Source organism: Mycobacterium sp. E3251 (assembly GCF_001666835.1).
Classification (GTDB): domain Bacteria; phylum Actinomycetota; class Actinomycetes; order Mycobacteriales; family Mycobacteriaceae; genus Mycobacterium.
Genome location: NZ_LZJF01000160.1, coordinates 1 through 22,298, shown reverse-complemented (window position 1 = coordinate 22,298; position 22,298 = coordinate 1). Strand labels below are relative to the sequence as shown.

The following is a 22,298-nucleotide window of genomic DNA, read 5'->3' as shown; positions in this document are numbered from 1 at the left end:
TTCCACGCTGCCCGCGTCATCATGTGGTTACGCGAGCGGCGGAACTCCTCATCGTCGGGAGCCGTGTGTGCCGCGGCAGTGACGAACGCGCCGTGGCGGTCCATGTAGTCGAAATACTCACCGACCCAACGGCGCACGGCATCAGGATCCGGTGACTGCATCGCCGCGGCACACACGGCTCCCGACGATGAGGAGTTCCGCCGCTCGCGTAACCACATGATGACGCGGGCAGCGTGGAAACTGGGGCAGGCGATCTGCGCCGATGGCCCGCATTCGCCGGAGGTGATCGGGGTCGCCGCAATGGGCATGCTGGACCGCGCGTGGTACGCGGTTCAGACCCAGTCGGTTGCGGTGGACCGAACTGAAATGATTGCGGTGCTTGCAGATTCGGTTGCCGCGATGGCCGGCGCCAAGACGACCTAGCGTCTAATGGCGGATGACCAGCTCATCCTTGGAGCCCGAGGAGGCTGACCGTCGGAGAACCGGCGATGTGGCCCTCCACGTTCGCTTTGCGGTTGACGAATCGCCAACCGTCCGTCGTGTGGATCACTGTGTCCCGGTAGGTTCCCCAGTGGTCGAGCCCATGTACGCCGATGAGTTGGAAGCAGGCGTACGTGGTGGCCGTGCCGTCATCGCCCGGTGTTACGAAGACCGAGCTGAGGTGATGCCGCGCGGGCAGCAGGTCTGCCGACACGAAGGCGTTTCCGGTGCGCACGAAGAAGTCGAGGATCTGGTCGCGACCGACGAGTTCCTCGGTGTCGGTCCTGAAAGTCGCATCGGGCACGAACAACTGCGCAAGCTCGCCCGTCTTGCCGCTGTCGGCGAGGAACTGGTACTTCGCCAGCAGATCGCGCACGCCGACGCGTAGACGCAATTCGAGCTCGTCCATGGTCTCCCCGATCGCCATGTCCTACGCCGGGTGAAACGCGTACGTGAGCAACGATTCGCCGGCTTCCGTCTCCAAGGTGGTCGTCGAGCTCACCATCTGCTGACCGATGCGCAGTTTCGATGCAGGCGCACCGATGATCAGTGACTCGACAAGAACGCGCTCCCCGAGCTGGATGAACCCGACTATGTACGGCCGGAACGCGTCCGGCGAGCGGTGGCCCCTATACGGCAGCGGTGGGGCGAACTCCTGCGTCGTGAAAGTGAAAAGCGTTCCCTCCGTTGGTAACTCGATCGGCTCGATGTCCGCCTGAACTTCAGGGTTGCCGTCGAACAGTTCGGGCCGCTCCGCCGGGAACTTCACCACGCCCGTCGACCGCCGTCGCGATCCCAGGAGGACGGCACGTTCGCCCTCGACCCGAAAAAGATTGTCTGCGATGAGTTGAGTCATGTCATGCCACCTCGATAGCCATTGCGGATCCCATTCCGCCACCCGCGCACATCGACAGCACACCGATGCCTCCGCCGCGTCGACGCAGTTCGTAGATCGCCGACGTCACCATCCGCGCGCCCGTCGCGGCGATCGGATGACCCAGGCTGATACCGGATCCGTAAACGTTGACGATCTCCTCGTTGAGGCCAAGTTGGCGCGCGCATGCCACCGCCTGGGCGGCGAACGCCTCGTTGATCTCGAACAGCGCCACGTCCTCGACTTTGCGGCCCGCCAACTCCAGCGCTTTCGGGATGGCCGAGATAGGTCCGCTCCCAGTGCGATTCGGCGGCACACCGACCGAACTCCACGACAGGACATTGGCCAAGACCTCCTGGTCGGTGTCAGGCCTGGTTAGGGCGACCACCGCCGCGGCGTCGTTGATCCCCGACGAATTTCCTGCGGTCACGGTGAACCCCTCGATCTCGGGATGCAGCACCTTCAGTCCGCCCAGCGTCTCGAGGGTGGTGTCGCGGCGCGGGTGTTCGTCCTCGGCGAAGGTGACCGTCGATCCGTCGGCCTGCGGGACCTGCAGCGGCACGATCTCGTCGACGAAGGAGCCGGCGTCGATGGCCTTCACCGCGCGCTGGTGGCTGCGCACCGCCCACTCGTCTTGGTCCCTGCGCGAGAGGCCGTATTGGACCGCGCAGTTATGTGCCACCGTGATGGACATGTCGAGGGCGGGCGCGTCCGCGGTCGACGGGTGTGACAGCGGGAACCACGGGTCCTCGTAGTCATCCGGCGACTTGCCCGCGGTGAACGGCTTGCGCTTCCGCAGCAGCGGTGTCGTCGAACACGACTCCATCCCGCCGGCCAGGATCGTTCGACTCATCCCCGCCGCAATCTGGCCTGCGGCCACCGCGACCGCGGTAAGGCTCGATGCGCATTGCCGGTTGACCGCCATCCCGGGAATGCCGGTCAGTCCCAGGTCGACGGCGACGTAGCGGGCGCTGTCCCCGCCGCCCTGCAGGCTCTCGGCTAGCACGAGGTCGTCGAAATCGGCTGCGTCAAGTCCTGATCGTTCGATAACCGCGGCCACGACCGGTTTGGCCAAGTCGGTGGCGGGCACGTGGGCCAGCGTCCCTTTGCGGGCAGTGCCGATTGGTGTACGGGCGGCGGCCACGATGGCGGCCCGCGACGTCGTTGACGTCATGTGTCTCCCGAAGGTTGTCGGACGGGCAGCCGATTGGCGCCCTGGTTCGCGCCCAGAGTATACCGTTAAATAGATATCTGTATTAGCGGTCTGACGGGAGTGGGATGAAGACAATCGGGTCGGTAGACGAGGCGGTCGCGGCAATTGGCGCCGAACTCGGGGTCAGCCGGTGGTTCGACGTGGATCAGTCGCGTATCGACCAGTTCGCCGACGTGACCGTGGACCACCAGTGGATCCACGTCGATGTCGAGCGGGCGAAAACCGAAAGTCCCTACGGCGCGACCATCGCGCACGGCTTTCTGACCCTGTCGCTCATTCCTGGCCTGAGCAAGGACAATTACCGCGTGGAGAACGCCAGGATGGGCATCAACTACGGGCTGAACAAGGTCCGGTTCCTGGCGCCGGTGACGGCGGGCAGTCGGGTGCGGGTGCGCTCGGAACTCGCCGACGCGGTGAGAGCGGGTGACGACACCGTCAACCTCACCGTCCGGCACACCGTCGAGATCGACGGGTCGCAGAAGCCCGCCGCCGTCGCGGAGTTGATCGCCAGGTACGTGTTCTGATGCGCGATGGTCCATTCGACGGCAAGGCGGTCATAACCGGTGCGGGTAAGTCGCAGGTCGGCCGTAGGTTGGGCCGGACCGGGCTCGACCTGACGCTGGAGGCGGTGCTGCGTGCGATCGCCGACGCCGGACTGGACGTCGACGACATCGACGGTATCGCCAGCTACCCCGGGCCCGGAGTGCCCGATCCCGGATTTTCGGGCGCCGGTGTCCAAGACGTGCGCAACGCACTCGGGCTTCGGTCTCGCTGGTATGTGTCGTCGCTGGAGACGGCCGGTCAGGTCGGCCCGGCGATCGAGGCATGCATGGCGGTCACAATGGGACTGGCGAACCACGTCGTCGTGTTCAGGTCTGTGTGGGAATCCACTGCAGCCCAGCAGAGCGGCGGTGGCCGGGCGTCGGTGTTGTTCGGAGGCGGCAAGCTGCCTCCCCACCTCGAGTGGGTCGCGCCGTTCGGCGCGTTGTCCGCGGCGAACTGGCTGGCCATGCCCACGCAGCGGTACATGCATGACTACGGCATGACCCGAGAACAACTCGGTGCAATCGCGATCAACGCCCGCCGCAACGCCGGACTGAACCCCGAGGCCGTCTACCGTGAGCCGATGACGATGGACGACTACCTCGGTGCGCGAATGATCTCCGAGCCGCTTTGTCTTTACGACTGCGACGTTCCCTGCGACGGAGCCACGGCCGTAATCATCTCGCGCAGCGACGCCGCGAAGGGACTGCCTCGCCACCCGTTGACGGTGGAGTCCGTCGGGCCCGGCATGTTCGAGCGTGCGACCTGGGATCAGCGTTCTGATCTCACCACAATGGCTGCTCACGATTCATCCGAAACGCTTTGGCAGAACACCACATTGACGCCCGACGACGTCGACATGGCCCAGGTCTACGACGGCTTTTCCTTCCTGACTGTCATGTGGCTGGAAGCTCTGGGTCTCTGCGAGAAGGGCAAGGTGGGTGACTTCATTGAGGGCGGCGAGCGCATCGCACTCGACGGGGAACTACCCATCAACACCAGCGGCGGGCAGTTGTCGGGTGGGCGACTGCACGGCATGGGTTTCCTGCATGAGGCCTGCGTGCAGATGTGGGGCGAGGCCGGCGACCGGCAGGCGCCAAGGACACCCGAAGTGGTTGTCGTGGGGGTGGGTGGCGGTCCCGTCGCCGGCTCGATGCTGCTCAGCAGCCGGTAACATGGTGTCCGAACCGGACGAAGCGTCGATGACGTTGGCCGACATCGTCACCGGCAATGCCCGACGCTTCCCCGACGTGATTGCGTACCGTCACGGTGATCGCGAAATTTCCCATGCGGCGCTGCGCGAGCGGGCCGTGCAACTGATCTCCGCCATGGCGTCGGCCGGTGCGCGACGCCAGGACCGCATCGCGATACTGAGCCGCAACAGTGTCGAGTTCGGCGAGGTGATGGCCGCTTGTCAGCTGAGCGGAATCATCATGGCGACGGTCAACTTTCGGTTGTTGCGTGATGAGGTGCGCGACGCGCTGGCGCGCGTGCGGCCATCGATAGTCTTCGTCGCGGACGAGTTCGCGCCGATGGTCTCTGACCTCGCGCATGAACTGCAGGCCCGGCCGGTGCTGGTATGCATCGGCGGAGCCTGCCCCGACGGGATGGTCAATTTCGAAGAGTTTGTCGCCAGAGGCGCCCGCGGCGAACCAGTGCTGCGTGCACGACCCGACGACATCGCCTATCTGATCTTCACCAGCGGCACCACCGGTGCAGCGAAATGTTGCATCCTTGGCCAACGAGAGCAGCGACGCGTCGCGTTCACCATGAACGCCGAGATGCGGACGGGTTCAGGCGATCGCGGATTGATCAACATGCCGATGTTCCACGTCGGTGCCATGGCGATCATCGCCGGATTGCATGCCCGTGGTGGAACGGTGGTGTTGCAGCATCATTTTGATCCGGTAGACGCGGTTCGTCTTGTCTGCGAGGAGCGCATCACACTCCTGCATCTGGCGCCGGTGATGCTGGGAGCGCTGCTGGACGCGGTGACCGACGCTCGGGATATCGAATCGCTGAAGACGATCGTCTACTCTGCCGCGCCGATGCCCATAGGCGTCCTCGAGCGGGCGTTGGCGATGATTCCATCAGCCGGCTATCTGAACCTGTACGGGCAGACCGAGGTGATCGTCTCCGGACTGCCCCGCGAACTGCACACGGTCGACGGATCGGACGTCCTGCGATCCGTTGGGTTTCCGTTTCCGGGCTTTCGGGTCCGAATCGTCGGGGACGACGGCGCTGACCTGCCGGTCGGTGAGCCGGGCGAGATTGCTGTGCAATCGAACTCGTGTTTTCGCGGCTACTGGGACGATCATGCAGCGACGCTGGCCACCTTGCGTGACGGTTGGTGCCACACCGGTGACATTGGCTCATTCGACGAGCGTGGGCTGCTCTATCTGGTCGATCGCAAGAAGGACGTGATCATCACCGGCGGCGAAAACGTCTACTCACCCGAGGTGGAGGATGCGGTAAGCCGGGTCGAGGGCATCGCAGCCTGCGCGGTCATCGGAACGCCCCACGACAAGTGGGGCGAAACAGTCTGTGCGGTCGTCACCCTAAAGCCGCGAGCATCCGTCACGTTGGAAACGGTACAAGACCGCGTCCGCGGCAAGCTGGCCGGTTACAAGATCCCAAGACGGCTGGTGATCGTCGACGAACTGCCGACCCTGGCGAGCGGAAAAATCGACAAGAAGCGGCTCAGAGCCGATGTCGAACTACGCCACAGAAGTGAGGAGCCCGTATGAAAGTCCGCCTCGAGCAGTCCCGGTGTGTGGGGCACGCGCAGTGCTATGCCGTGGATCCGGAGTTGTTTCCGATCGACGACTCCGGTTACAGCACAGTGGAAGAACACGAAGTCAAGCCCGAAGACGAGCGCAAGATGCGCGACGGCGTCGCGGCCTGTCCCGAAATGGCACTTGTGCTCGAAGAGGGCTAACGCCTTTTTCGTTGATGCCGGGGGATCATACGGCGACAACATCGACCGGCGTCGATCATCGATGTGTCCTTCGCGTGGTGAGGGTGTGGGCGATGCGTTCGAAGTCAACCTCGCCATGCCGTAGGCCTGTCTGCCGCCGAAGGCGTGCGGTCACAGCCACCGGCCCCGCAATCCGTTCACCGGCGGGGTACCGCAGGCCAATCCACCGCAATCCGAATGTGCGCCAGCGGATCTCACTAGGTGCCGATGATCACCGAGTGCGCACCGACGAGGCGCTTTGCGATATGGGTATCGGCGATGCCGGCCTGCCCGAGCTGAAGCACGACGGCCCGATCACCTGACCAATTTCTCGTACTGGCGGCACCGGTCGAGAAGGATGTGCGCTGAACGAATCGGGTGACTGATCATCAGGTCATGGCACGTGCCGACCTCGACTGTGATCTGTACCCCGCCGAGCGCGTCGATACTGCGGCGTTGGGACGCTACGGACAGCGCGCGGTCGCGTGTGGTGAGAATCCAGGTGCGCGGTATGCCCGCCGGCAGGTCACGGCGGTCCACCGGTTCAATTACGATCGCCACCGCCTCGGGGTACAGCCGCGACATCGCGAACTCGCGCTGCTCTCTTGTCATGCCATTGCAGAACGCGTAGCGCGCAGCGAAAGCCGGGACTTTCAGTGGCTTTCCTCTCGCGGCGCCGCGCCGAGCGAACCACGCCAGCGGACCGTCGAGCGTGTCCACGATCGCTTCCCCCTGACGAGGCACGAACGCCGCCGCCAAAACCATCTCACGGACGCGCGACGACCCCAGCCGGGCCACCACCCCGGGCACGGTCACCCCCGCCATCGAGTGGCCCACGATCACCGTCTCGCCGAAACCCGCATCATCGATATCGGCGACCACGGAGTCCACCCAGGCGCCGATGGTGGCCGCCGCCAGGTCACCCGGTTTCGAGCCGTGACCGGGAAGGTCGACCGCGAGGATGCGGAGTTCTGGTTCCTGGCGGCGCAACTCCGCGACGGTCAGATCCCAGCAGTCGCCCGCATGCTCGCCGCCATGGACGAGAACGAGATCGGGGAGCGGCATCCGAAGTCCTCAGCGGAACCGCGAAGCGCGCTTATTGGCGCGGGAGTCGGATTGGTACGCGGAGTCATTGCGGATGTGGAGGCAGGCCACTCCGCGTCGCTGACGCGGGCTCGGCGAGAGATTCCTGCCGGCAAGCATCGAAGCGGTGATGCGGTGCTCGCTACCCAATAGGCTCTCCAGACGGATCATCGACGCGCCTCCTGTCTTCTGTGTCATTTTGTCCAACGGGGTTGAGTGGCAGGGGACCCTTAGCGACAACTTTGCCGAGCAGACCCAGATCGGCACCCGCCTGCGCGGCTGCCTCCAGGCACGCAGCGACGTCCTTGCGAAGGAAAGATCCCGCGAGCTCGGTGAACGGTTTCATGCCGCCGACCTGCTGCATGTGTGCGGCGACGCGACTTCCCGCGCTGCATACCTCGAGTGCGGCCAGCAGGGCATCGGGGGCGACGCCCATCGACGCGCCCAATTCTGTTGCGGCGGCGACCGACTGGGCGTTCGCTGCAAAGAGCAGGTTGTTGATGAGTTTCAGCGCCAAGGCGCTACCCAGTTCCCCGGTGGGGACGATCGGGTTCGCGTAGGCCGCTAATATCGGCGACACCGTTTGCACCGCTCCGGTCGGTCCGCCGATGAGTACGGTAAGGGTGCCGGCGGCGATGTCGTCGGCGGTGCCGCTCACCGGCGCATCGAGGATCGCCGGCGCGGATGGATGGTCACGCAAGGACTTGAGCGTCGTCAGCGTGCCGGTGGTGTGGGAGACGAAGATGCCGCCGCGCTTGGCGTTGGCGATGAAGCCTTCGGGCCCCGATCCGATCTCCATAAGTTGTGCGTCGGAGAACAAGCACGAGATCAGAATGTCGGCGCCAGCGGCGAGTTCGGCCACCGAACCGACAAGTCGAGCGCCGCGTGCTTCCAGGCGATCGCGTACCTCGGGCCGCCTCGCATACGTCGTGACGGGCACGCCGGCCTGAAGCAGGCGCAGCACCATGGGCTCACCCAACTGACCCGCTCCAATGAAGCCGACGGTGTTGGACACTGTGCACTCCTCTCGGTGCGGGCGACCGCTCACAGCTTAGTCGACCAATGATTGACTAACTGTGTAAACGGCCGATAACGTCACCTCGACGCAGCCTCGGCAAGGAGCAGCCATGCACGTAACAATTGAAAAGGCCTCGGCATGGCTCGGAGTGGCCATGCTGGGCGGTTTCCTCGTGATGTTCTGGTTCATCGCGGGGCTCATCCCTCCGATGAGCCCAGCTCTCACCGCCGAGCAGACGGCACGGATCTACAGCGACAACGAACTACGCATCCGCATCGGTCTTGCCCTGATGATCCTGTTCGCCTGGCTCTTCGCGCCGTTCTTCGCGTTGCTGTCGCGCCAGGTACGCCGGATCGAAGGTTATTGGGGCGTCATGTCGTTGACTCAGCTATTGCTGAGCGTGACCTTCCCGTTCGGCTTCTCACTGTGCGCGCTGTTCGCCGTGGCGGCCGCGTACCGCCCCGAGCGCAATCCCGATGTGACACAGGCGCTCAACGACATGTTCTGGTTCATCTTCGTCGGGATGGTCGGCCCGTTGATCACCCAGGTGGTCATCCTGGCGTTCTGCGTGTTCATCGACCGACGCCGGGTGCCGAGCTTCCCGCGGTGGTTCGGCTACTTCAACATCTGGTACGCCGTGCTCGGCGTTCCGGGATGCGCCATCTACCTGTTCAAGACGGGGCCGCTGGCGTGGAACGGCATGTTCGCTTTCTGGATTCCCCTGACCGTGTTCTGCATCTGGATGGTCGTGACCGCGATCATGCTCACCAAAGCCGTCGACGTCGAAGCCTCCGAACGGGAAGAGCGCGCGGCGAACCGGGAATGGGAACCCGCGGCGTGATTCTGACATCCATGCGGACGACCGTCGGCGAGCACTCCAGCGTCCGGCCGACCACGCATGTGCCCGGCGAACCCGGCGTATGGATCTTCCTGTTCGGCGACATGGTGGTCTTCGGGGTCTTCTTTGCGACGTTCATGTACCAGCGCGCGCAGGCGCCCGAGCTGTTCGACACGTCGCGGCACACGCTCAGCATCGGCATCGGCCTGACGAACACGCTGGTCCTGCTGACCAGCTCGCTGCTCGTGGTGACCGCTGTTCGCGCAATCCGGCAGTCGCAGCGCGGAGCCGCGCAATTGATGCTCGCCGGGGCACTGGTCTGCGGTCTCATTTTCATCGGGCTCAAGTGCGTCGAATACACGGCCAAGGTCACCGCCGGGCATGTCCCGACCGAGAACAACTTCTACCTCTACTTCTTCATCCTGACCGGCCTGCACCTCTTCCACGTGCTGATCGGCGCGGGCGTGCTCATCCTGCTGCTGACGCAGGCGCGCCGCAGCAGCCTCAGCGCGACGCGGATGGCCGTCGTCGAGGGCGGAGCCTGCTTCTGGCACCTCGTCGACCTATTGTGGATAATCCTGTTCGCGTTGCTGTATCTGGTGAGTTGACCGATGACCTTCGCATTGCTGCGCGCGCGCTCCACCCTCGTATGGCTGGTGCTTGTCATGGTGACGATGTTGTCGTGGGCGCTGGGCGCGGACCACGGAGTCGGTTCGACAGTCGGCGTGGTCGTGCTGGGGCTGGCGGTGGTCAAGGTCCGGTTTGTCGGGCTCGACTTCATGGAATTGCGCAACGCGCCGCTCTTGCTACGGGCACCTTTCGAGGCGTATTGCATCATCTTGTGGATGGTTCTCGCCGGTATGTACCTCTGGCTCTGAGCGGGCGATGGCTGGTCAAGGTCAACGTGCCCGCCGTGGGAGCGCGCCCGGATTGATCCAGGCGGCCGCCCGAGAGGTATTCGCAGAGCGAGGATACGGCGCGACGACACGCGAAATCGCTTCGCGCGCGGGGGTTTCGCACGATCTGATCTTCCGATACTTCGACAATAAGGAAAAGTTGTTCTTCGACGCGGTGGTGACACCTCTGCTGGATGCTGTTGGCGGGTTGCATCAGCGGTGGCTCGACGACCCCACCTTGACGGCAATGGACCATGACCGATTGGTTCGTCGGTTCACCGCGGGGTTCTACGAGTTCATGTCGAGCAATCAGTCGATCGCGCGTGCGATGGTGCACGTGTTCGCCGATGAGTCGTCGGGTGACGAACTCGATCATGTGCGAGCCCGGATCAGCGCGACTCTGGACCCGATCGTGACACCGATGGAACAGTATCTTTCGGCGCAGGGTCTGCGGACGTCTTCGCCGGCCTTGCAGCTGCGGCTACTGATGTTGTTCGTCGGTGTTGCGGCGACCTTTCTGCGAAACACCTATCCCTCCGATAAAGAGGTGCCGAGCGCAGAAGAGATCATCGATGAATTGTCCTTCATCATCTCGGCAGGGTTGCACGTGTCAGGTCGACCGCGCCGGCCGGAATAGCGGCAGCCAAACATGGCTGTCCGGATCGCCGGTGGGTTCGGTCCAATCCTCGAAGAAGACCTCGACCGGCAGGCCGACGTGGATGTCGTCGCGCGATACGTCGACGACGTTGGTGATGAGGCGGACATCGGGCTCGTCCTCGAGTTCCACCATGGCGACGATGTACGGCGGATCCAAACCGGGAATCCAGGGTTGGCGGTTCACGGTGTACGCGGCCACGGTGGCTCGTCCGGACACCGGTTCTGGGCCAACGTCGGTGCTGCGGCAGCGCCAACACGCCGGGCCCGGTGGGTGAAAGAAATGTCCGCACGCTCGGCAGCGGTAGATCATCAGCTGACCGCGTGCCCCGCCGGTCCAGAAGGCATGCGACTCAGTCGAAGGACTGGGGGCGAGCCGGAAATCGGGCCGGCTGTAGGTGGAATCGATCGACATGGTTTAAACAGTAAACTATATATTGGTTTGAGGGACTGCGTGGTGTCGTTCCGAGGCCGTGTAACCGATAGCAAGCGATCATGAGATCTGCCAGTGAGTTCCAACCCGCATATCGCTCAGATATGTACATCCGGGTGGGGCGGGCACGTCGGTCTCCCGAAATCCATGTGCAGCGTTTGGAGATGAGGCCAAATTCGCCGGTCGTTGGCTGCGCGGCCGTGCGGTGGACTGCACCGATCAAAAGCTATGTGCATAGCCGGATTTGTGGCGTTGTCTCTTGGCGCGGGGGAGCCGGTGTCGGCTGGATAGCCGGCATGAGGACTGCGAGGCTCGGCTCGCGGGCAGGGCGTTCATGCTGTACAGGTTCACCCCGCTCGGAACCCGAGTTCCGTCTTACTCGAAAGTGGTGGCGCGCGTTCGGTGCATCGCCGCCGGACATCTGGACTTCCCTCCACTCGGCCGCGGGCCCTGCAGTCCGGCTGACTACTTGTACAGCGTAAAGGTTGCCGTGTACAGTACTGCGGCCTGACGGGAGGCATGCCCATTCGGCCGGTGATCGGCTTCCCGCCCGAGGTGATGCCCTGTATGCCCGGCGATAGGGACCCGTTCCAAGCACGGTGATCATTCCGCCGACCGAGGAGTCAGCGAAACTCGTTGTCGCTGATGCGATCCATTGTTCGCCATCATCTCAATCATCAGGCGCGCAGCACCGCCCGGACGCTAGGGATTCGCTGAGGTACTTCCGTCGCTGAACCGCCGAGGCTACTCTGCTGAGAACACTGTTCTCGTGCAGCGAGTACGCCGAATCGGAAGGGCTGACGGTGAGCGAGTTCGACTACGTCGTGGTGGGTGGCGGGTCTGCGGGGTGCGTATTGGCTGATCGGCTCAGTGTGGACCCCGGCAACAAAGTCTTGCTCCTCGAGGCTGGCGGCACCGACCGCAACCCGTTGGTGTCAATGCCCAAGGGCTTCGCGTTTTTGATGAAAAACCCGCGCTACGTGTGGGAATACGACGTGGAACCGTTTGGGCCGCACCGACAGCAGGAGCATTGGGTCAGGGGCAAGCTACTCGGCGGGTCGAGTTCGATCAATGGGCTGGTCTACAACAGGGGGCAGGCGGCCGACTACGACGATATCGTCGCCCGCGGCAATCCCGGCTGGGGCTGGGACCAGATGCTGCGCGTCTTCCGGACTATCGAGGATCACAGTCTGGGCCCCTCCGCGGTCCGCGGCGCCGGCGGCCCCCTCGGTGTAAGCGTTATCAACACCCACGACGAGGTCTCCGAGGCGCTGATGGATGCCGCGACCACTCTGGGCATCAAGCGGGTCGAGGACATCAACGCCTCCGACGAGGAGCGCACGGGGTACACCGCGGCCACGATGCGGAAGGGTAAACGAGTCAACTCCGCGAGGGCTTTTCTGCACCCCGCTATGAAGCGACCCAACCTCACGGTGCTGACCGGCGCGATCGCCCAACGAATCGTCTTCGAATCCGATCGCGCCGTGGGTGTGGAGGTGAGTTCGGCCAAGGGCAAGCAGGAGCTTCGAGCCTCCCGCGAGGTGATCATCTCGTGCGGGAGTTTGGCAACTCCGAAGCTGTTGCAACTGTCGGGGATTGGGCCGAAAGAAGTATTGACCGCGGCCGGCGTCGACGTCAGGGTGGACAGCCCGCGAATCGGCGAAGGATTGCGCGAGCACCGGTGCATACCGCTGCAGATGCGGCTCAAAGAGAACAAGGGCTACAACCGGTTTCTGTCCACCCCCGTTGGGCAGGCGCGCGCGGGGCTGCGCTATCTGACCACCCGCAAGGGGCCGATCGGCACCGCCGCCTACGACATGCTCACTTTCATCCGCGCCGACCCGGCGAGCGAACGGCCCGACGCCCAAGTGCTCATGACACCCTTCTCGTTGGGTGTCGGGCCCGTGGACGGGGGCATCGAAAGCCGGGCGGGCCTATCCCTCCTGGGCTTCGTTCTGCGGCCGACCAGTCAGGGGTCGGTGCGGATTCGATCGGCCGATCCCGGTCAGCCGCCGCGCGTCGAGGTCGCATACCTCGAAACCGATTACGACAAAAGGGTATCGGTGGCAATGTTCCGGCGCATGCGGGAGATCGTCGAGCAGCATCCCGTCGCCGACATGATCTTTTCGGAGATCGAACCCGGGCCCGCGGTCGACGACGACGACAGCATCCTGCGGGCAGGACTGCTCTACGGCGGCGCCGGGTATCACGCGTCCGGGGCGTGCGCGATGGGGCCGGCGGAATCCGACCCGTTGGACGCCCGCCTGCGTGTGCGTGGGGTGCCGGGGCTGCGCGTCGTCGACGTGTCCATCCTGCCGACGATGGTGGCGGGCAATCTCAACGGCCCCATCATGGCGATGGCCTGGCGGGCCGCCGAAATAATCCTCGAGGACCGATGACCGATCGACAGTTAGGACAGTTGCCATGACCGCTGTGATGCAAGGGATCCGCGTCCTCGAGGTCGCCGAGCACACCTTCGTTCCCGCGGCTTCGGCGATCCTGTCCGACTGGGGCGCGGACGTGATCAAGGTGGAACCCGCCGAGCGCGGCGACGCGATGCGAGGCATCATGTCAACCGGCAACCTAGGCCTCGACGGTGGTGCGTGGCATCCGCTGCTTCAACATTCCAATCGCGGAAAGCGAAGCATCGGTTTGGATTTGAGCACGCCCGAAGGCGTCGGCATCCTCTACAAGTTGGCGGCGACCTGCGACGTCTTCCTGACCAACAAGCTGCCCGCGGTGCGTTCCAAGCTGCGCATCGACGTCGACGACATCCGGGCCGCCAATCCCAACATCGTTTACGTCCGTGGGTCAGGGTTCGGCTCGCGCGGCCCGGACGCCGATCGCGGGGGATACGACGTGCTGGGCTACTGGTGCCGCGCCGGGGTAGCCTACGGGGCCAAACCCGTTGAATTCGAGTCTATTCCGGGCCAACCGGCCCCCGCGTACGGCGACTCGATCGGCGCGATGACCATCGCCGGCGGCATCTCGGCGGCACTGCTGCATCGCGAACGCACGGGCCAGCCGCCGGTTGTCGACGTGTCGCTTCTCGCCACCGGGATGTGGGCGATGGGGGCCGCCATCGCGTTGTCGCACGAGTTGAACCATCCGTGGGGCCAGTTCCCGGTCGGCACAGATGTGGGCAACCCGCTGGTGGCCACCTACCAGACCTCGGACGGGCACTGGTTGCAATTGGCATGCCTGCAGGGATTTCACTACTGGCCCGAGACTTGTCGGGTGATGGGCCTGACCGAATTGGTCGATGACGAGCGGTTCGCCGATGTCGCAAGCTTCGCCGCGAACAGCCCCGTCGCGAGGTCGATCCTCGCCGAGCGGTTCGCCTCTGCGCCGCTTGCCGAATGGAAGCGACGCCTCGGCGACTTCCGTGGCCAGTGGGCGCCGGTGCAGGACTCTATCGAGGTGACCGCCGACCCACAGGTCATCGCCAACGGATATGTGGTGCAGGCCGAGGCCGCCTCGGGTGACAAGCACCCGCTGGTGGCCACGCCCGTCCAGTTCGACGAGGAGCCGGCACCGACGCGACGCGCGCCCGACTTCAACGAACACGGGGACGCGATTTTGACCGACGACCTCGGCATGGACTGGGACGACATCATCGATCTGAAGGTCAAGGGCGTCGTCGCGTGACCGCCGCCGACGCGTTGGTCGACGAGCTGCGTATCCGCGGGGTGATCGAGCGCTACTGCGCGTTACTCGACAGCGGCGCGACCGATGAACTGCTCGAATTGTTCGACGAGAGTTGTTCCTTCGCCGCGATGGGACGGACCTACCGGGGCCGCGCCGAGCTGGCGGCGCTGTGGGCGGGTCTGCGCCCCACCGACCGCCCTGGCACCCTGCATGCTGTCGTCAATCCCGTCATCACCGTCGACGGCGACCATGCGAGCGCTGTGAGTGGTTGGGCAATGCTGGACCGAAGCGGTCAGGCAGGTACGACGGTCATCGCCCTGGCGGGGCGCTACCTGGATAGATTGGCCCGCGGATCCGACGGGGTGTGGCGCTTCACCGATCGCCGCGTGCAGACCCTTGCCAGGCCGGCGGCGACGGCCGAACAACGCACGTGACGGCCCCGTGCGTCATCGAGATCTCTACATGTTCTCATCATGAGCACTACGTGTATCCGTTAGCCGAGGCCAACGTTATCGGCTGATGGAAACGCCGACTCGCTACGCTGTGGTGTGTGAGCAAATCAGGCACCGACGTATCGGCCTGGTTGACGTCGGCGCCACGGCCGGAGTCGCGCTGGCGGGTGCGCTCGACGGAGCGGGCGACCGAGGATGTGCGCAAACGTGCTCAGGCGCGCAGCGACCGGTTCCTGCACATCGCGCTGGAACTGCTCAGTGAGGGAGGCGCGGAAAATCTCTCCGTCCGAAAGGTCGTCGAACGATCAGGCATGTCACTGCGGTCTTTCTACCAATCGTTCAGCGGTACCGACGACCTTTTCCTGGCCATCTACGAAGAAGCCACGCTCGGCGGCCTCGAGCGGCAGCTGGCCGCGGTCGCCGAAGCGGGCACTGACCCGCTGGATCGCCTTCGGGCCTTCATGCAAGCCGAGTGGTTGGCGTCCGATCCGGCCCCGCCACTATTGCAGCGCTCGTTGGTCAGCTTTCATCAGCGGCTCAGCGAAACCCGTCCGGCCGAGCTTTCGGCCTTGCTTCAGCCCCAGCACCGAGCGCTGACCGAGCTACTTGCCGCGTGCCGTGACGCCGGTATGCGCAGTCCGCCGCTAGATGATTCGACGATCGCGTCGATCTTGCTGCACACGACGATGGAGATGTTGCAAGCGCGCGTGCTCGGCTTCTATGTGGGCGAGAACGTCGCGTTCGACCAGTTCTGGACCTTCTTGGAAACCGCCTTTACCCGGCCCTGACCGGGGCGCGAAAGGCGCGCACCCGGACAAGGTCTGTACTGGGTATCGCAAGCATTGCCTGGGGCTGCGGCGTCGGCTAGCCTCGCATGAGAACGGTGTTCTTCTATAGCGGATACACCGACTCGGACTGCGAGGAGAGTTTGCGGTGAATCTTGACGACATGATCTTGGTGAGCATCGATGACCACGTGATCGAACCGCCGGATATGTTCAAAGGCCATGTCCCCCAGAAGTGGGCGGACCAGGCGCCAAAGGTCGAGCGCAGCCCGGAGGGCATTGATCGCTGGGTATTTCAGGGCATCGAGACCTCGACGCCGTTCGGCATGTGCGCGGTGGTCACGTGGCCCAAAGAGGAATGGGGCTTCAACCCCGGCGTGTTCTCCGAGATTCGGCCCGCCTGCTACGACGTCAATCTGCGGGTGCGCGATATGGACGCCGGGGGCGTCCTCGCGTCCATGAACTTCCCGACCATGGCGGGGTTCAACGCGCGGACGTTCTGCGAGGCGGCGGACAAGGACCTCGCGCTGATCATGCTGAAGGCCTACAACGACTGGCACGTCGACGAGTGGTGCGGATCGCATCCGGGCCGGTTCATCCCGATCGGCATTGTGCCGATGTGGGATCCGGAATTGTGCGCGGCCGAGGTGCGGCGTCTGGCCGACAAAGGCTGCAAGGCCATCAGCTTCCTCGAGGCACCGCACGCCTTCGGCTTCCCCAGCTTTCACAACGAGCACTGGGACCCGATGCTGACCGCGATGTCGGAGACGGGCAGCGTGCTGTGCATGCACATCGGGGCCAGCGGCGGCCTGATCACGCTGGCGCCTGACGCTCCGATCGACCATCACATCATCCTGCCCACCCAGCTCACGCTGATGGCCTTGCAGGACCTCATGTTCGGCCGTACCTTGCGCAGATTCCCGGACCTGCGTATCGCCCTTTCCGAGGGCGGTATCGGTTGGATCCCCTACTACCTCGAGAGGGCCGACCGACACGCCAAGAATCAACTCTGGATCGGTCAGGACTGGTCGGAGCGCTTGCCCAGCAAGATATTTCGGGACCAGGTCCTGGCTTGCTTCATCACCGACCCGGCCGGCGTCAAGCTGCGCAACGAGATCGGCATCGACAATCTGGCGTGGGAGTGCGACTATCCGCACACCGACTCGACCTGGCCCAACGGCCCGGAGCAGTTGTTTGGCGAGTTCACGGCTGCCGGCGCGACCGACGAGGAAATCAACAAGATCACTCACGAAAACAGCTGTCGTTTCTTTGATTTCGACCCGTTCAAGCACACCGCGAAAAAAGACGCGACGGTGGGTGCGCTACGCGCCAGGGCCACCGACGTCGACCTGTCGACGGTGAGCAAGGCCGAGTACCGGGCCCGTGCCGAGGCGGCCGGCCGGGAGACGGTGCAGGTCTGATATGACGAGTACCGTCGATCTGCCTAAGATCTCGGCCGATGCGCACGTCGACGAGCCGCACGACCTCTGGTACGAGCGCCTCAGCGTGGACCTGCGCGATCACGCCCCGCGCCGCATTATGGCCAATGACGCCGGCGGGTGGAGCCTGGTCGTCAACGGCAGCCCCATCGGTTGGAACGAACTGTCGGCAGAAGAGGCAGCGGCCAAGGAGGCCGAGCGCGTGGCGGCCGCCTCGCCCGACGTGCGGCTCGACATGATGCGGACCGACCGCATCAACGCCGAAATCGTCTTTCCCACGATCGGGCTATACGCGTGGGAAATCGCCAATCCCCTTGCCGGGCAGTCGGTGTGCCAGGTCTACAACGATTGGATTCGCGAGCAGATCGGGGGACACGACCGGATCAAACTTGCGATGATGATCCCCACCTGGGACGCCGACATGGCCATCGCCGAGGTCGAGCGGGTCGCTGCCGATCCGTCGGTGGGTGGACTGCTGTTGCCGTTGGTCGGCAAGCCGGAGTGGAACTCCAAAGAGTGGGAACCGCTGTGGGGCGTCATCGCGTCGACGGGCCGGCCGGCCGTCATGCATCAGGGCAGCGGACACGACATGATCTTCTATCGAGGGTGGGGGAGCGGCACGGCGAATCTTCTTGCCACGCAATCGATGGCGCCGCGCGCGGCCGCCTTGTTGAGCTGCAGCGGGATCCTGGAGCGGCATCCAGACCTGCACGCTGTCTTCGTCGAGTGCAACGGCGGCTGGATCTCGTGGGCAATGCAGACGCTGGACTACTATTACCAGGCGCACGACGAGATCGGCTGGACCAAACCGAAACTTGCCGAACTGCCCAGTCACTACATCCGGCATCAGATCCACTCGACCTTTCAGGACGATCCCGTCGCGATTACGAACCTCGCGGATACCGGCGCCGAATGCCTGTTGTGGGGCAACGACTATCCCCACCCCGAGAGCACATACCCAGAGTCGGAGAAGATCCTCGACAGGCTCTTCGACGGCGTCGACATCGACAGTGCGCGGGCCATCGTCGGCGGAAATGCACGCAGGCTGTTCGGTTTTGACGAAAGCGTCCTGAAGGACGCCCCCTGAGTGGCCGTCCGATGAACGCAGAGTTCTCGCTTCGCCACCAGGATTACTCGCTCAGCGAGGAGCAGGCGGCACTGCGGGATTCTTTCCGGGCCTATTTCGAAAAGACCATCCCGACATCACGGGTTCGCTCGGCCGAACCGGGGGGGTTCGACGCGGCGCTGTGGGACGAGCTCCAGGAACGTGCCGTCGTTGAGATGGCGCTGCCGCAAGCGGTCGGTGGCGACGGGGCCGGCTTGGTCGAGCTGGCGCTCGTGCTCGAAGAGGCCGGCCGCCGCGCGGCGCCGGTACCCCTGGCCGAGGTGTTGGCGGCGGCGCGCTCGCTCGCTCGCATCGACCCGTCATCGCAGCTGCTGGCCGCCATGCGCGATCGTGGCGCGGTTGTCACCCTCGCCCCGGGCACCGCCGACCGTCGGCTAGCACCCGCCGGAGCAATCGCAGAGGCCGTGCTCGCGCCGCAGGGCGCCAACCTGACGCTGGTCACCGGCCCGCCGGCGCCGACCCAGCCCAATCTGGCGTGCGCTCCGCTGGGCTGGCGCGAGGTTACCGGTGGCGCACGGGTGGGTTCGGCCGACGGGTGGGACCTAGCTGAACGGGAATGGCACGTTTTGACGGCGGCCGCGCTGGTCGGGCTGGGCCAGGCCGCCCTGGACCTCGGCGTGCAATACGCCAAAGAGCGCACGGCTTTTGGCACCCAGATCGGAGCGTTTCAAGCCATCGCTCATCCATTGGTCGACGCCGCCAACAGCGTGGGCGCGGCCCGGCGGCTACTGTGGCGCGCTGCCTGGTTCTGCGACCACGAACCCGAATCCGTTGGTGCGCTGGCCCTGTGTGCCGTGCTGGCCGCCGGTGACGCCGCCGAGCAAGCCGGGGCCACCGCCATTCATACCCAGGGCGGCTTCGGGTTCACCCTTGAATCCGACGTTCAGCTCTACTACCGCCGGGCCAAAGGCTGGGCGGTGGCCGTCGGCGACCGTCGGACCCTTCTGCGACGCGTCGCCCGGTGGGCGCCGCATGTGTTGAAGGATGCTCTCGCGTGAATTTCGAAACCATCGACCTCGACGACGACACCCTTACGTTCTGGCAGGAGGCACGCGCCTTCTTCGACGAACACGTCACCCCGGCGGTGCTGGAAGACGAACGCCTGCACGGCGGCGGATTCAACGAGGGCCTGCACCTGGCAATGGGGGCGCGCGGATGGGTCGCGACGCAATGGCCGACGTCCGAGGGTGGAGCAGGCCTGGACGCGTTGCGGGCGCGCATCGTCGCCACCGAATGGGCGCGCAGCGGTGCGCCCTACATCCTGGCCTCCACGACGTTGCTACCACCCATCGCGATCCGAATGTTCGGCTCGCCGGACATCCAGGCCGAGGTGCTGCCGCGGGTGGCTGACGGCACCGTTCGCATCTGCCTGGGTTACACCGAACCGGACTGCGGATCGGATTTGGCCGCGGTGCGCACCCGCGCGGAGCGGGATGGCGAGGAATGGGTTATCAACGGGCAGAAGATGTTCACCACCGGTGCCCAGTTCAGCCAATACTGCTTTCTCCTCACGCGCACCGACCCGTCGGCGCCCATGCACAAGGGCCTGACCGTTTTTCTTCTGCCTCTGGACACTGCGGGGGTGGAGATCCGGCCGATCGGCACACTGGGCGGCGAACGTACCAATTTCGTTTACCTGCAAGATGTTCGCGTCAACGACCGCTGGCGCCTGGGCGACGTCAACGCGGGTTGGACCGTGGTCGCCGCGCCGCTGAGCCAGGAACACGGCATCTCCGCCGACGGCAGTGACCCGACCACCGGGGGGCCCTACCTGGCCGAGTGCGAGAAGCTCCTCGCCGAGTTCGTTCATTGGGCCGCAACGCAACCGGGTCCCGCAGGCACATCCTTGCTCGACGACGCCGCAGTGGCCGAGCGCATCGGCGAAGCGCTCGTCAAGGTCGAGATGACGCGTTCGGCGTCGGGACCGCCGGCTCGCATCCTGTCCTCCGACCTGCTGGTGCAGACGGCGTCGGAGCTGATCGATCTCATCGGTCCGACAGCCCTTCTGCCGCGCGGGGCGGAGGGGAGTGCCGGCGACGGTGCATTCGAAGCAGGATTCCGATTCGCGCCAGGGACCGGCATCTATGGCGGATCCACCGACGTGGCGCGAAACGTGATTGCCGAGCGATTCCTGGGACTTCCCCGTAGCACACCGCGAAGGAACAAAAATGAGCGAAACGGCAGCGCTGTCGGCTAGCCACGACGAACAGTCCGACGACGCCGTGACGGAGGGCATTGCCGCCGAGGCCTTCGGGGGTGACTTCGCAGCGATGCTGACTGTCCCCGAACCACAGGAAGTGTACGCAGGCATCGGATCGACGCCGATAATCGTGATCGACGGCAATCACATTGTCGGCGCCGCCAAGAGCGTCGACGCTCTGACCCGCAGCCACGATGTGCGCGGATCGGGGGCAGTGGGCAATACGCAGAGCGCCGATCGCCCGCTGATTCCGCTGGACATCGACCGGCCCGAGCACACCAAATACCGCAAACTGCTTGACCCGATCTTTTCGGCGAAGGCGATCGCTCACCTGGAGACTGACGTAAGAACGCTCGCCGACGAGCTGATCGACAAGTTCATCGAACGCGGCCACGCTGACATCTACGATGAATTCTGCGCGATCCTCCCGTCCACGATTTTCCTGCGCCTCATGGGAATTCCGCTCTCCGAGCTGAACTACTTCCTGCAGAACAAAGACGATCTGCTGCGCGACGTCGACGGGGAAACCGTCGCGCAACGCGAGGCCAGGTACAAGGCGGCGGGCAAACGGTGCTACGCGTACTTCAACCAAGTTCTCGACGAACGCGAAGCGAGCGGCGAACCCGGGGACGACATCCTCGGCCGCTTCATGACAGCCGAAGTCGACGGCCACTCACTGACCCGAGAGAACATTCTCGACATCTGCTTCCTACTGATGATCGCCGGCCTGGATACCGTCGCGGCGTCGCTATCCTGCATCCTGTCCTGGCTCGCGCGCCATCCCGACGAGCGCCGTCAGGTAGTGGCGAACCCGGAAATGTGGCCCGACGCCATCGAAGAGTTGATGCGTTGGGAGACCCCGGTGCCGGTGGCATCGCGCACTCCAACCGTGGACATGCAGGTCGGCGATACGACCGTGGCCGCAGGAACGCAGGTGACGGTGCTGTGGGCCGCTGCCAACCTGGATCCGGAAAAGTTCAAAGATCCTCTCAAAGTGGACCTGACCCGTCGGCCCAATCCGCATTACTCGTTCGCAAGCGGTTTTCACCGTTGTCTGGGAAGCCATCTCGCCCGGATGGAGCTGCGGGCGGCACTCGACCAATTTCACAAGCGTATTCCCGATTACGAGATCACTCCGGGCTCGTCGTTGAAATACGAAGCTCTTCCGGTGCGGCTGGCGCGGCCGCTGCCACTGAGTTGGGAGGTGCGTGGATGAGGCTGGAACTCGACAGCGGAGCTTGCCAGGGGCATGGCCGCTGCTACAGCCTCTCGCCCGCGTTGTTCGACGCCGACGAGGAGGGGCACAGCGTGCTGTTGGCGGCCGAGGTGCCAGTAGGGGAGGAGCCCTCCGCCACGAACGCCGTGCAGTCCTGTCCCGAGGAGGCCATCGCCCTTCATGACTGACCAGGCCGGCTCGACCGCGCGCCCCGACTCCGCGACGCCGACATCGTCGGATCGTCCGCAGATCCGAGCCGGATTCATCGGTCTCGGGGACCAGGGCAAGGGAATGGCAGATCGGCTCATAGCCTGCGGGGTGCCCACGACATTGTGGGCACGCCGGGCGGAATCGCTTGAGCCCTACCGCGGTTCTGCGGCGTCGTTCGCGGAAACCCGGGCCGAGCTGGGGGCCAACAGCGACGTGGTCGGGATCTGTGTGGTCG

25 protein-coding genes and 1 pseudogene are annotated in these 22,298 nt (G+C 64.6%); 20 read left to right on the top strand and 6 right to left on the bottom strand.

The features are described 5' to 3' along the window. Positions 1–159: 159 nt before the first annotated feature. Positions 160–423 (top strand): annotated as a pseudogene (locus A5697_RS19575) (TetR/AcrR family transcriptional regulator); the annotation flags it as partial. A gap of 22 nt (positions 424–445) precedes the next feature. Here the strand turns inward: A5697_RS19575 and A5697_RS19570 are convergent. The 3 genes from A5697_RS19570 to A5697_RS19560 are packed head-to-tail and all read right to left on the bottom strand — an operon-like array spanning position 446 to position 2,528. After that, on the bottom strand, positions 446–907 hold the full coding sequence (locus tag A5697_RS19570) for a nuclear transport factor 2 family protein (RefSeq protein WP_231972117.1): 462 nt from the start codon (positions 905–907) through the stop codon (positions 446–448). Between the two features lie 3 nt (positions 908–910). Beyond that, positions 911–1,336, bottom strand: a complete 426-nt coding sequence (locus A5697_RS19565; RefSeq protein ID WP_068011733.1) for a Zn-ribbon domain-containing OB-fold protein — start codon at positions 1,334–1,336, stop codon at positions 911–913. Between the two features lies 1 nt (position 1,337). Then, on the bottom strand, positions 1,338–2,528 hold the full coding sequence (locus A5697_RS19560; protein WP_068011732.1) for a thiolase family protein: 1,191 nt from the start codon (positions 2,526–2,528) through the stop codon (positions 1,338–1,340). Positions 2,529–2,632: 104 nt separating this feature from the next. Here A5697_RS19560 and A5697_RS19555 point away from each other — a divergent pair, with 104 nt between their 5' ends. From A5697_RS19555 to A5697_RS19540, 4 genes are read left to right on the top strand one after another with little or no spacing between them, the layout of a single operon-like run. Beyond that, positions 2,633–3,091 carry a MaoC family dehydratase gene (locus tag A5697_RS19555; RefSeq protein ID WP_068011731.1) on the top strand — a complete coding sequence of 153 codons (459 nt, stop codon included), beginning with the start codon at positions 2,633–2,635 and terminating at the stop codon, positions 3,089–3,091. Continuing rightward, a complete protein-coding gene (locus A5697_RS19550; protein ID WP_068011730.1) occupies positions 3,091–4,284 on the top strand; it encodes a thiolase family protein in 1,194 nt (397 codons plus the stop codon). Before A5697_RS19555 ends, A5697_RS19550 begins: the two co-directional genes overlap by 1 nt. A gap of 1 nt (position 4,285) precedes the next feature. Then, entirely contained in the window at positions 4,286–5,857 is a 1,572-nt protein-coding gene (locus A5697_RS19545) for a class I adenylate-forming enzyme family protein (protein WP_082953501.1), read from the top strand. After that, complete coding sequence (locus tag A5697_RS19540; RefSeq protein ID WP_068011729.1) at positions 5,854–6,048, top strand: ferredoxin; 195 nt, start codon at positions 5,854–5,856, stop codon at positions 6,046–6,048. The genes A5697_RS19545 and A5697_RS19540 overlap by 4 nt, the downstream gene beginning before the upstream one ends. A 333-nt stretch (positions 6,049–6,381) precedes the next feature. Here A5697_RS19540 and A5697_RS19535 read toward each other — a convergent pair whose 3' ends face one another. Both A5697_RS19535 and A5697_RS19530 read right to left on the bottom strand, forming a co-directional pair. Then, positions 6,382–7,131, bottom strand: coding sequence for an alpha/beta fold hydrolase (locus A5697_RS19535; RefSeq protein WP_068011728.1), 750 nt, complete (start codon positions 7,129–7,131; stop codon positions 6,382–6,384). 160 nt (positions 7,132–7,291) lie between these two features. Next, on the bottom strand, positions 7,292–8,164 hold the full coding sequence (locus A5697_RS19530; RefSeq protein ID WP_068011727.1) for an NAD(P)-dependent oxidoreductase: 873 nt from the start codon (positions 8,162–8,164) through the stop codon (positions 7,292–7,294). Between the two features lie 112 nt (positions 8,165–8,276). Here A5697_RS19530 and A5697_RS19525 point away from each other — a divergent pair, with 112 nt between their 5' ends. Genes A5697_RS19525 through A5697_RS19510 form a run of 4 tightly spaced genes read left to right on the top strand, consistent with a single transcriptional unit; the run spans position 8,277 to position 10,538 of the window. Continuing rightward, complete coding sequence (locus A5697_RS19525) at positions 8,277–9,008, top strand: hypothetical protein (RefSeq protein ID WP_068011726.1); 732 nt, start codon at positions 8,277–8,279, stop codon at positions 9,006–9,008. 11 nt (positions 9,009–9,019) lie between these two features. Then, the gene (locus tag A5697_RS19520; protein ID WP_068011735.1) at positions 9,020–9,613 is read left to right on the top strand and encodes a cytochrome c oxidase subunit 3; all 594 of its coding nucleotides are present in this window, start codon (positions 9,020–9,022) and stop codon (positions 9,611–9,613) included. 3 nt (positions 9,614–9,616) lie between these two features. Then, a complete protein-coding gene (locus A5697_RS19515) occupies positions 9,617–9,883 on the top strand; it encodes a cytochrome C oxidase subunit IV family protein (protein WP_068011725.1) in 267 nt (88 codons plus the stop codon). A gap of 7 nt (positions 9,884–9,890) precedes the next feature. Then, complete coding sequence (locus A5697_RS19510; RefSeq protein ID WP_082953499.1) at positions 9,891–10,538, top strand: TetR/AcrR family transcriptional regulator; 648 nt, start codon at positions 9,891–9,893, stop codon at positions 10,536–10,538. Here A5697_RS19510 and A5697_RS19505 read toward each other — a convergent pair. Next, the gene (locus A5697_RS19505) at positions 10,512–10,970 is read right to left on the bottom strand and encodes a Zn-ribbon domain-containing OB-fold protein (protein WP_068011723.1); all 459 of its coding nucleotides are present in this window, start codon (positions 10,968–10,970) and stop codon (positions 10,512–10,514) included. The genes A5697_RS19510 and A5697_RS19505 overlap by 27 nt on opposite strands. An 821-nt stretch (positions 10,971–11,791) precedes the next feature. On the opposite strand from A5697_RS19505, the gene A5697_RS19500 reads away from it, so the two are divergent. The 11 genes from A5697_RS19500 to A5697_RS19450 form a co-directional block, all read left to right on the top strand. Further along, positions 11,792–13,387, top strand: a complete 1,596-nt coding sequence (locus A5697_RS19500; RefSeq protein WP_068011722.1) for a GMC family oxidoreductase — start codon at positions 11,792–11,794, stop codon at positions 13,385–13,387. Positions 13,388–13,412: 25 nt separating this feature from the next. Further along, positions 13,413–14,636: a CaiB/BaiF CoA-transferase family protein gene (locus A5697_RS19495; protein WP_068011721.1), complete on the top strand. Its 1,224-nt coding sequence runs from the start codon at positions 13,413–13,415 to the stop codon at positions 14,634–14,636. Further along, the gene (locus tag A5697_RS19490) at positions 14,633–15,070 is read left to right on the top strand and encodes a nuclear transport factor 2 family protein (RefSeq protein WP_067951458.1); all 438 of its coding nucleotides are present in this window, start codon (positions 14,633–14,635) and stop codon (positions 15,068–15,070) included. Before A5697_RS19495 ends, A5697_RS19490 begins: the two co-directional genes overlap by 4 nt. 116 nt (positions 15,071–15,186) lie before the next feature. Next, positions 15,187–15,876: a TetR/AcrR family transcriptional regulator gene (locus A5697_RS19485; RefSeq protein ID WP_067784112.1), complete on the top strand. Its 690-nt coding sequence runs from the start codon at positions 15,187–15,189 to the stop codon at positions 15,874–15,876. 145 nt (positions 15,877–16,021) lie between these two features. Then, positions 16,022–17,293 (top strand): amidohydrolase family protein, encoded by a 1,272-nt coding sequence (locus A5697_RS19480; protein ID WP_068011720.1) that lies wholly within the window; start codon positions 16,022–16,024, stop codon positions 17,291–17,293. Position 17,294: 1 nt separating this feature from the next. Next, positions 17,295–18,398 carry an amidohydrolase family protein gene (locus tag A5697_RS19475; protein WP_068011719.1) on the top strand — a complete coding sequence of 368 codons (1,104 nt, stop codon included), beginning with the start codon at positions 17,295–17,297 and terminating at the stop codon, positions 18,396–18,398. A gap of 11 nt (positions 18,399–18,409) precedes the next feature. Then, positions 18,410–19,435 carry an acyl-CoA dehydrogenase family protein gene (locus tag A5697_RS19470; protein WP_068011718.1) on the top strand — a complete coding sequence of 342 codons (1,026 nt, stop codon included), beginning with the start codon at positions 18,410–18,412 and terminating at the stop codon, positions 19,433–19,435. Continuing rightward, on the top strand, positions 19,432–20,634 hold the full coding sequence (locus A5697_RS19465; protein WP_068011717.1) for an acyl-CoA dehydrogenase family protein: 1,203 nt from the start codon (positions 19,432–19,434) through the stop codon (positions 20,632–20,634). The genes A5697_RS19470 and A5697_RS19465 overlap by 4 nt, the downstream gene beginning before the upstream one ends. Beyond that, the gene (locus A5697_RS19460; protein WP_082953495.1) at positions 20,606–21,853 is read left to right on the top strand and encodes a cytochrome P450; all 1,248 of its coding nucleotides are present in this window, start codon (positions 20,606–20,608) and stop codon (positions 21,851–21,853) included. The genes A5697_RS19465 and A5697_RS19460 overlap by 29 nt, the downstream gene beginning before the upstream one ends. Further along, positions 21,850–22,041 carry a ferredoxin gene (locus A5697_RS19455; RefSeq protein WP_067946335.1) on the top strand — a complete coding sequence of 64 codons (192 nt, stop codon included), beginning with the start codon at positions 21,850–21,852 and terminating at the stop codon, positions 22,039–22,041. The genes A5697_RS19460 and A5697_RS19455 overlap by 4 nt, the downstream gene beginning before the upstream one ends. Continuing rightward, positions 22,034–22,298, top strand: a 265-nt coding sequence (locus tag A5697_RS19450) for an NAD(P)-binding domain-containing protein (protein WP_369806131.1), incomplete at its 3' end; no start/stop codon positions are given. The genes A5697_RS19455 and A5697_RS19450, both read left to right, overlap by 8 nt.

Coding starts and splice junctions, on each gene's coding strand:
- A5697_RS19455 (WP_067946335.1), top strand. CDS start 21,850: ATGAGGCTGGAACTCGACAGCGGAGCTTGCCAGGGGCATGGCCGCTGC.
- A5697_RS19555 (WP_068011731.1), top strand. CDS start 2,633: ATGAAGACAATCGGGTCGGTAGACGAGGCGGTCGCGGCAATTGGCGCC.
- A5697_RS19520 (WP_068011735.1), top strand. CDS start 9,020: ATGCGGACGACCGTCGGCGAGCACTCCAGCGTCCGGCCGACCACGCAT.
- A5697_RS19470 (WP_068011718.1), top strand. CDS start 18,410: ATGAACGCAGAGTTCTCGCTTCGCCACCAGGATTACTCGCTCAGCGAG.
- A5697_RS19540 (WP_068011729.1), top strand. CDS start 5,854: ATGAAAGTCCGCCTCGAGCAGTCCCGGTGTGTGGGGCACGCGCAGTGC.
- A5697_RS19550 (WP_068011730.1), top strand. CDS start 3,091: ATGCGCGATGGTCCATTCGACGGCAAGGCGGTCATAACCGGTGCGGGT.
- A5697_RS19495 (WP_068011721.1), top strand. CDS start 13,413: ATGACCGCTGTGATGCAAGGGATCCGCGTCCTCGAGGTCGCCGAGCAC.
- A5697_RS19515 (WP_068011725.1), top strand. CDS start 9,617: ATGACCTTCGCATTGCTGCGCGCGCGCTCCACCCTCGTATGGCTGGTG.
- A5697_RS19475 (WP_068011719.1), top strand. CDS start 17,295: ATGACGAGTACCGTCGATCTGCCTAAGATCTCGGCCGATGCGCACGTC.
- A5697_RS19525 (WP_068011726.1), top strand. CDS start 8,277: ATGCACGTAACAATTGAAAAGGCCTCGGCATGGCTCGGAGTGGCCATG.
- A5697_RS19460 (WP_082953495.1), top strand. CDS start 20,606: ATGAGCGAAACGGCAGCGCTGTCGGCTAGCCACGACGAACAGTCCGAC.
- A5697_RS19505 (WP_068011723.1), bottom strand. CDS start 10,970: ATGTCGATCGATTCCACCTACAGCCGGCCCGATTTCCGGCTCGCCCCC.
- A5697_RS19510 (WP_082953499.1), top strand. CDS start 9,891: ATGGCTGGTCAAGGTCAACGTGCCCGCCGTGGGAGCGCGCCCGGATTG.
- A5697_RS19565 (WP_068011733.1), bottom strand. CDS start 1,336: ATGACTCAACTCATCGCAGACAATCTTTTTCGGGTCGAGGGCGAACGT.
- A5697_RS19545 (WP_082953501.1), top strand. CDS start 4,286: ATGGTGTCCGAACCGGACGAAGCGTCGATGACGTTGGCCGACATCGTC.
- A5697_RS19570 (WP_231972117.1), bottom strand. CDS start 907: ATGGCGATCGGGGAGACCATGGACGAGCTCGAATTGCGTCTACGCGTC.
- A5697_RS19535 (WP_068011728.1), bottom strand. CDS start 7,131: ATGCCGCTCCCCGATCTCGTTCTCGTCCATGGCGGCGAGCATGCGGGC.
- A5697_RS19560 (WP_068011732.1), bottom strand. CDS start 2,528: ATGACGTCAACGACGTCGCGGGCCGCCATCGTGGCCGCCGCCCGTACA.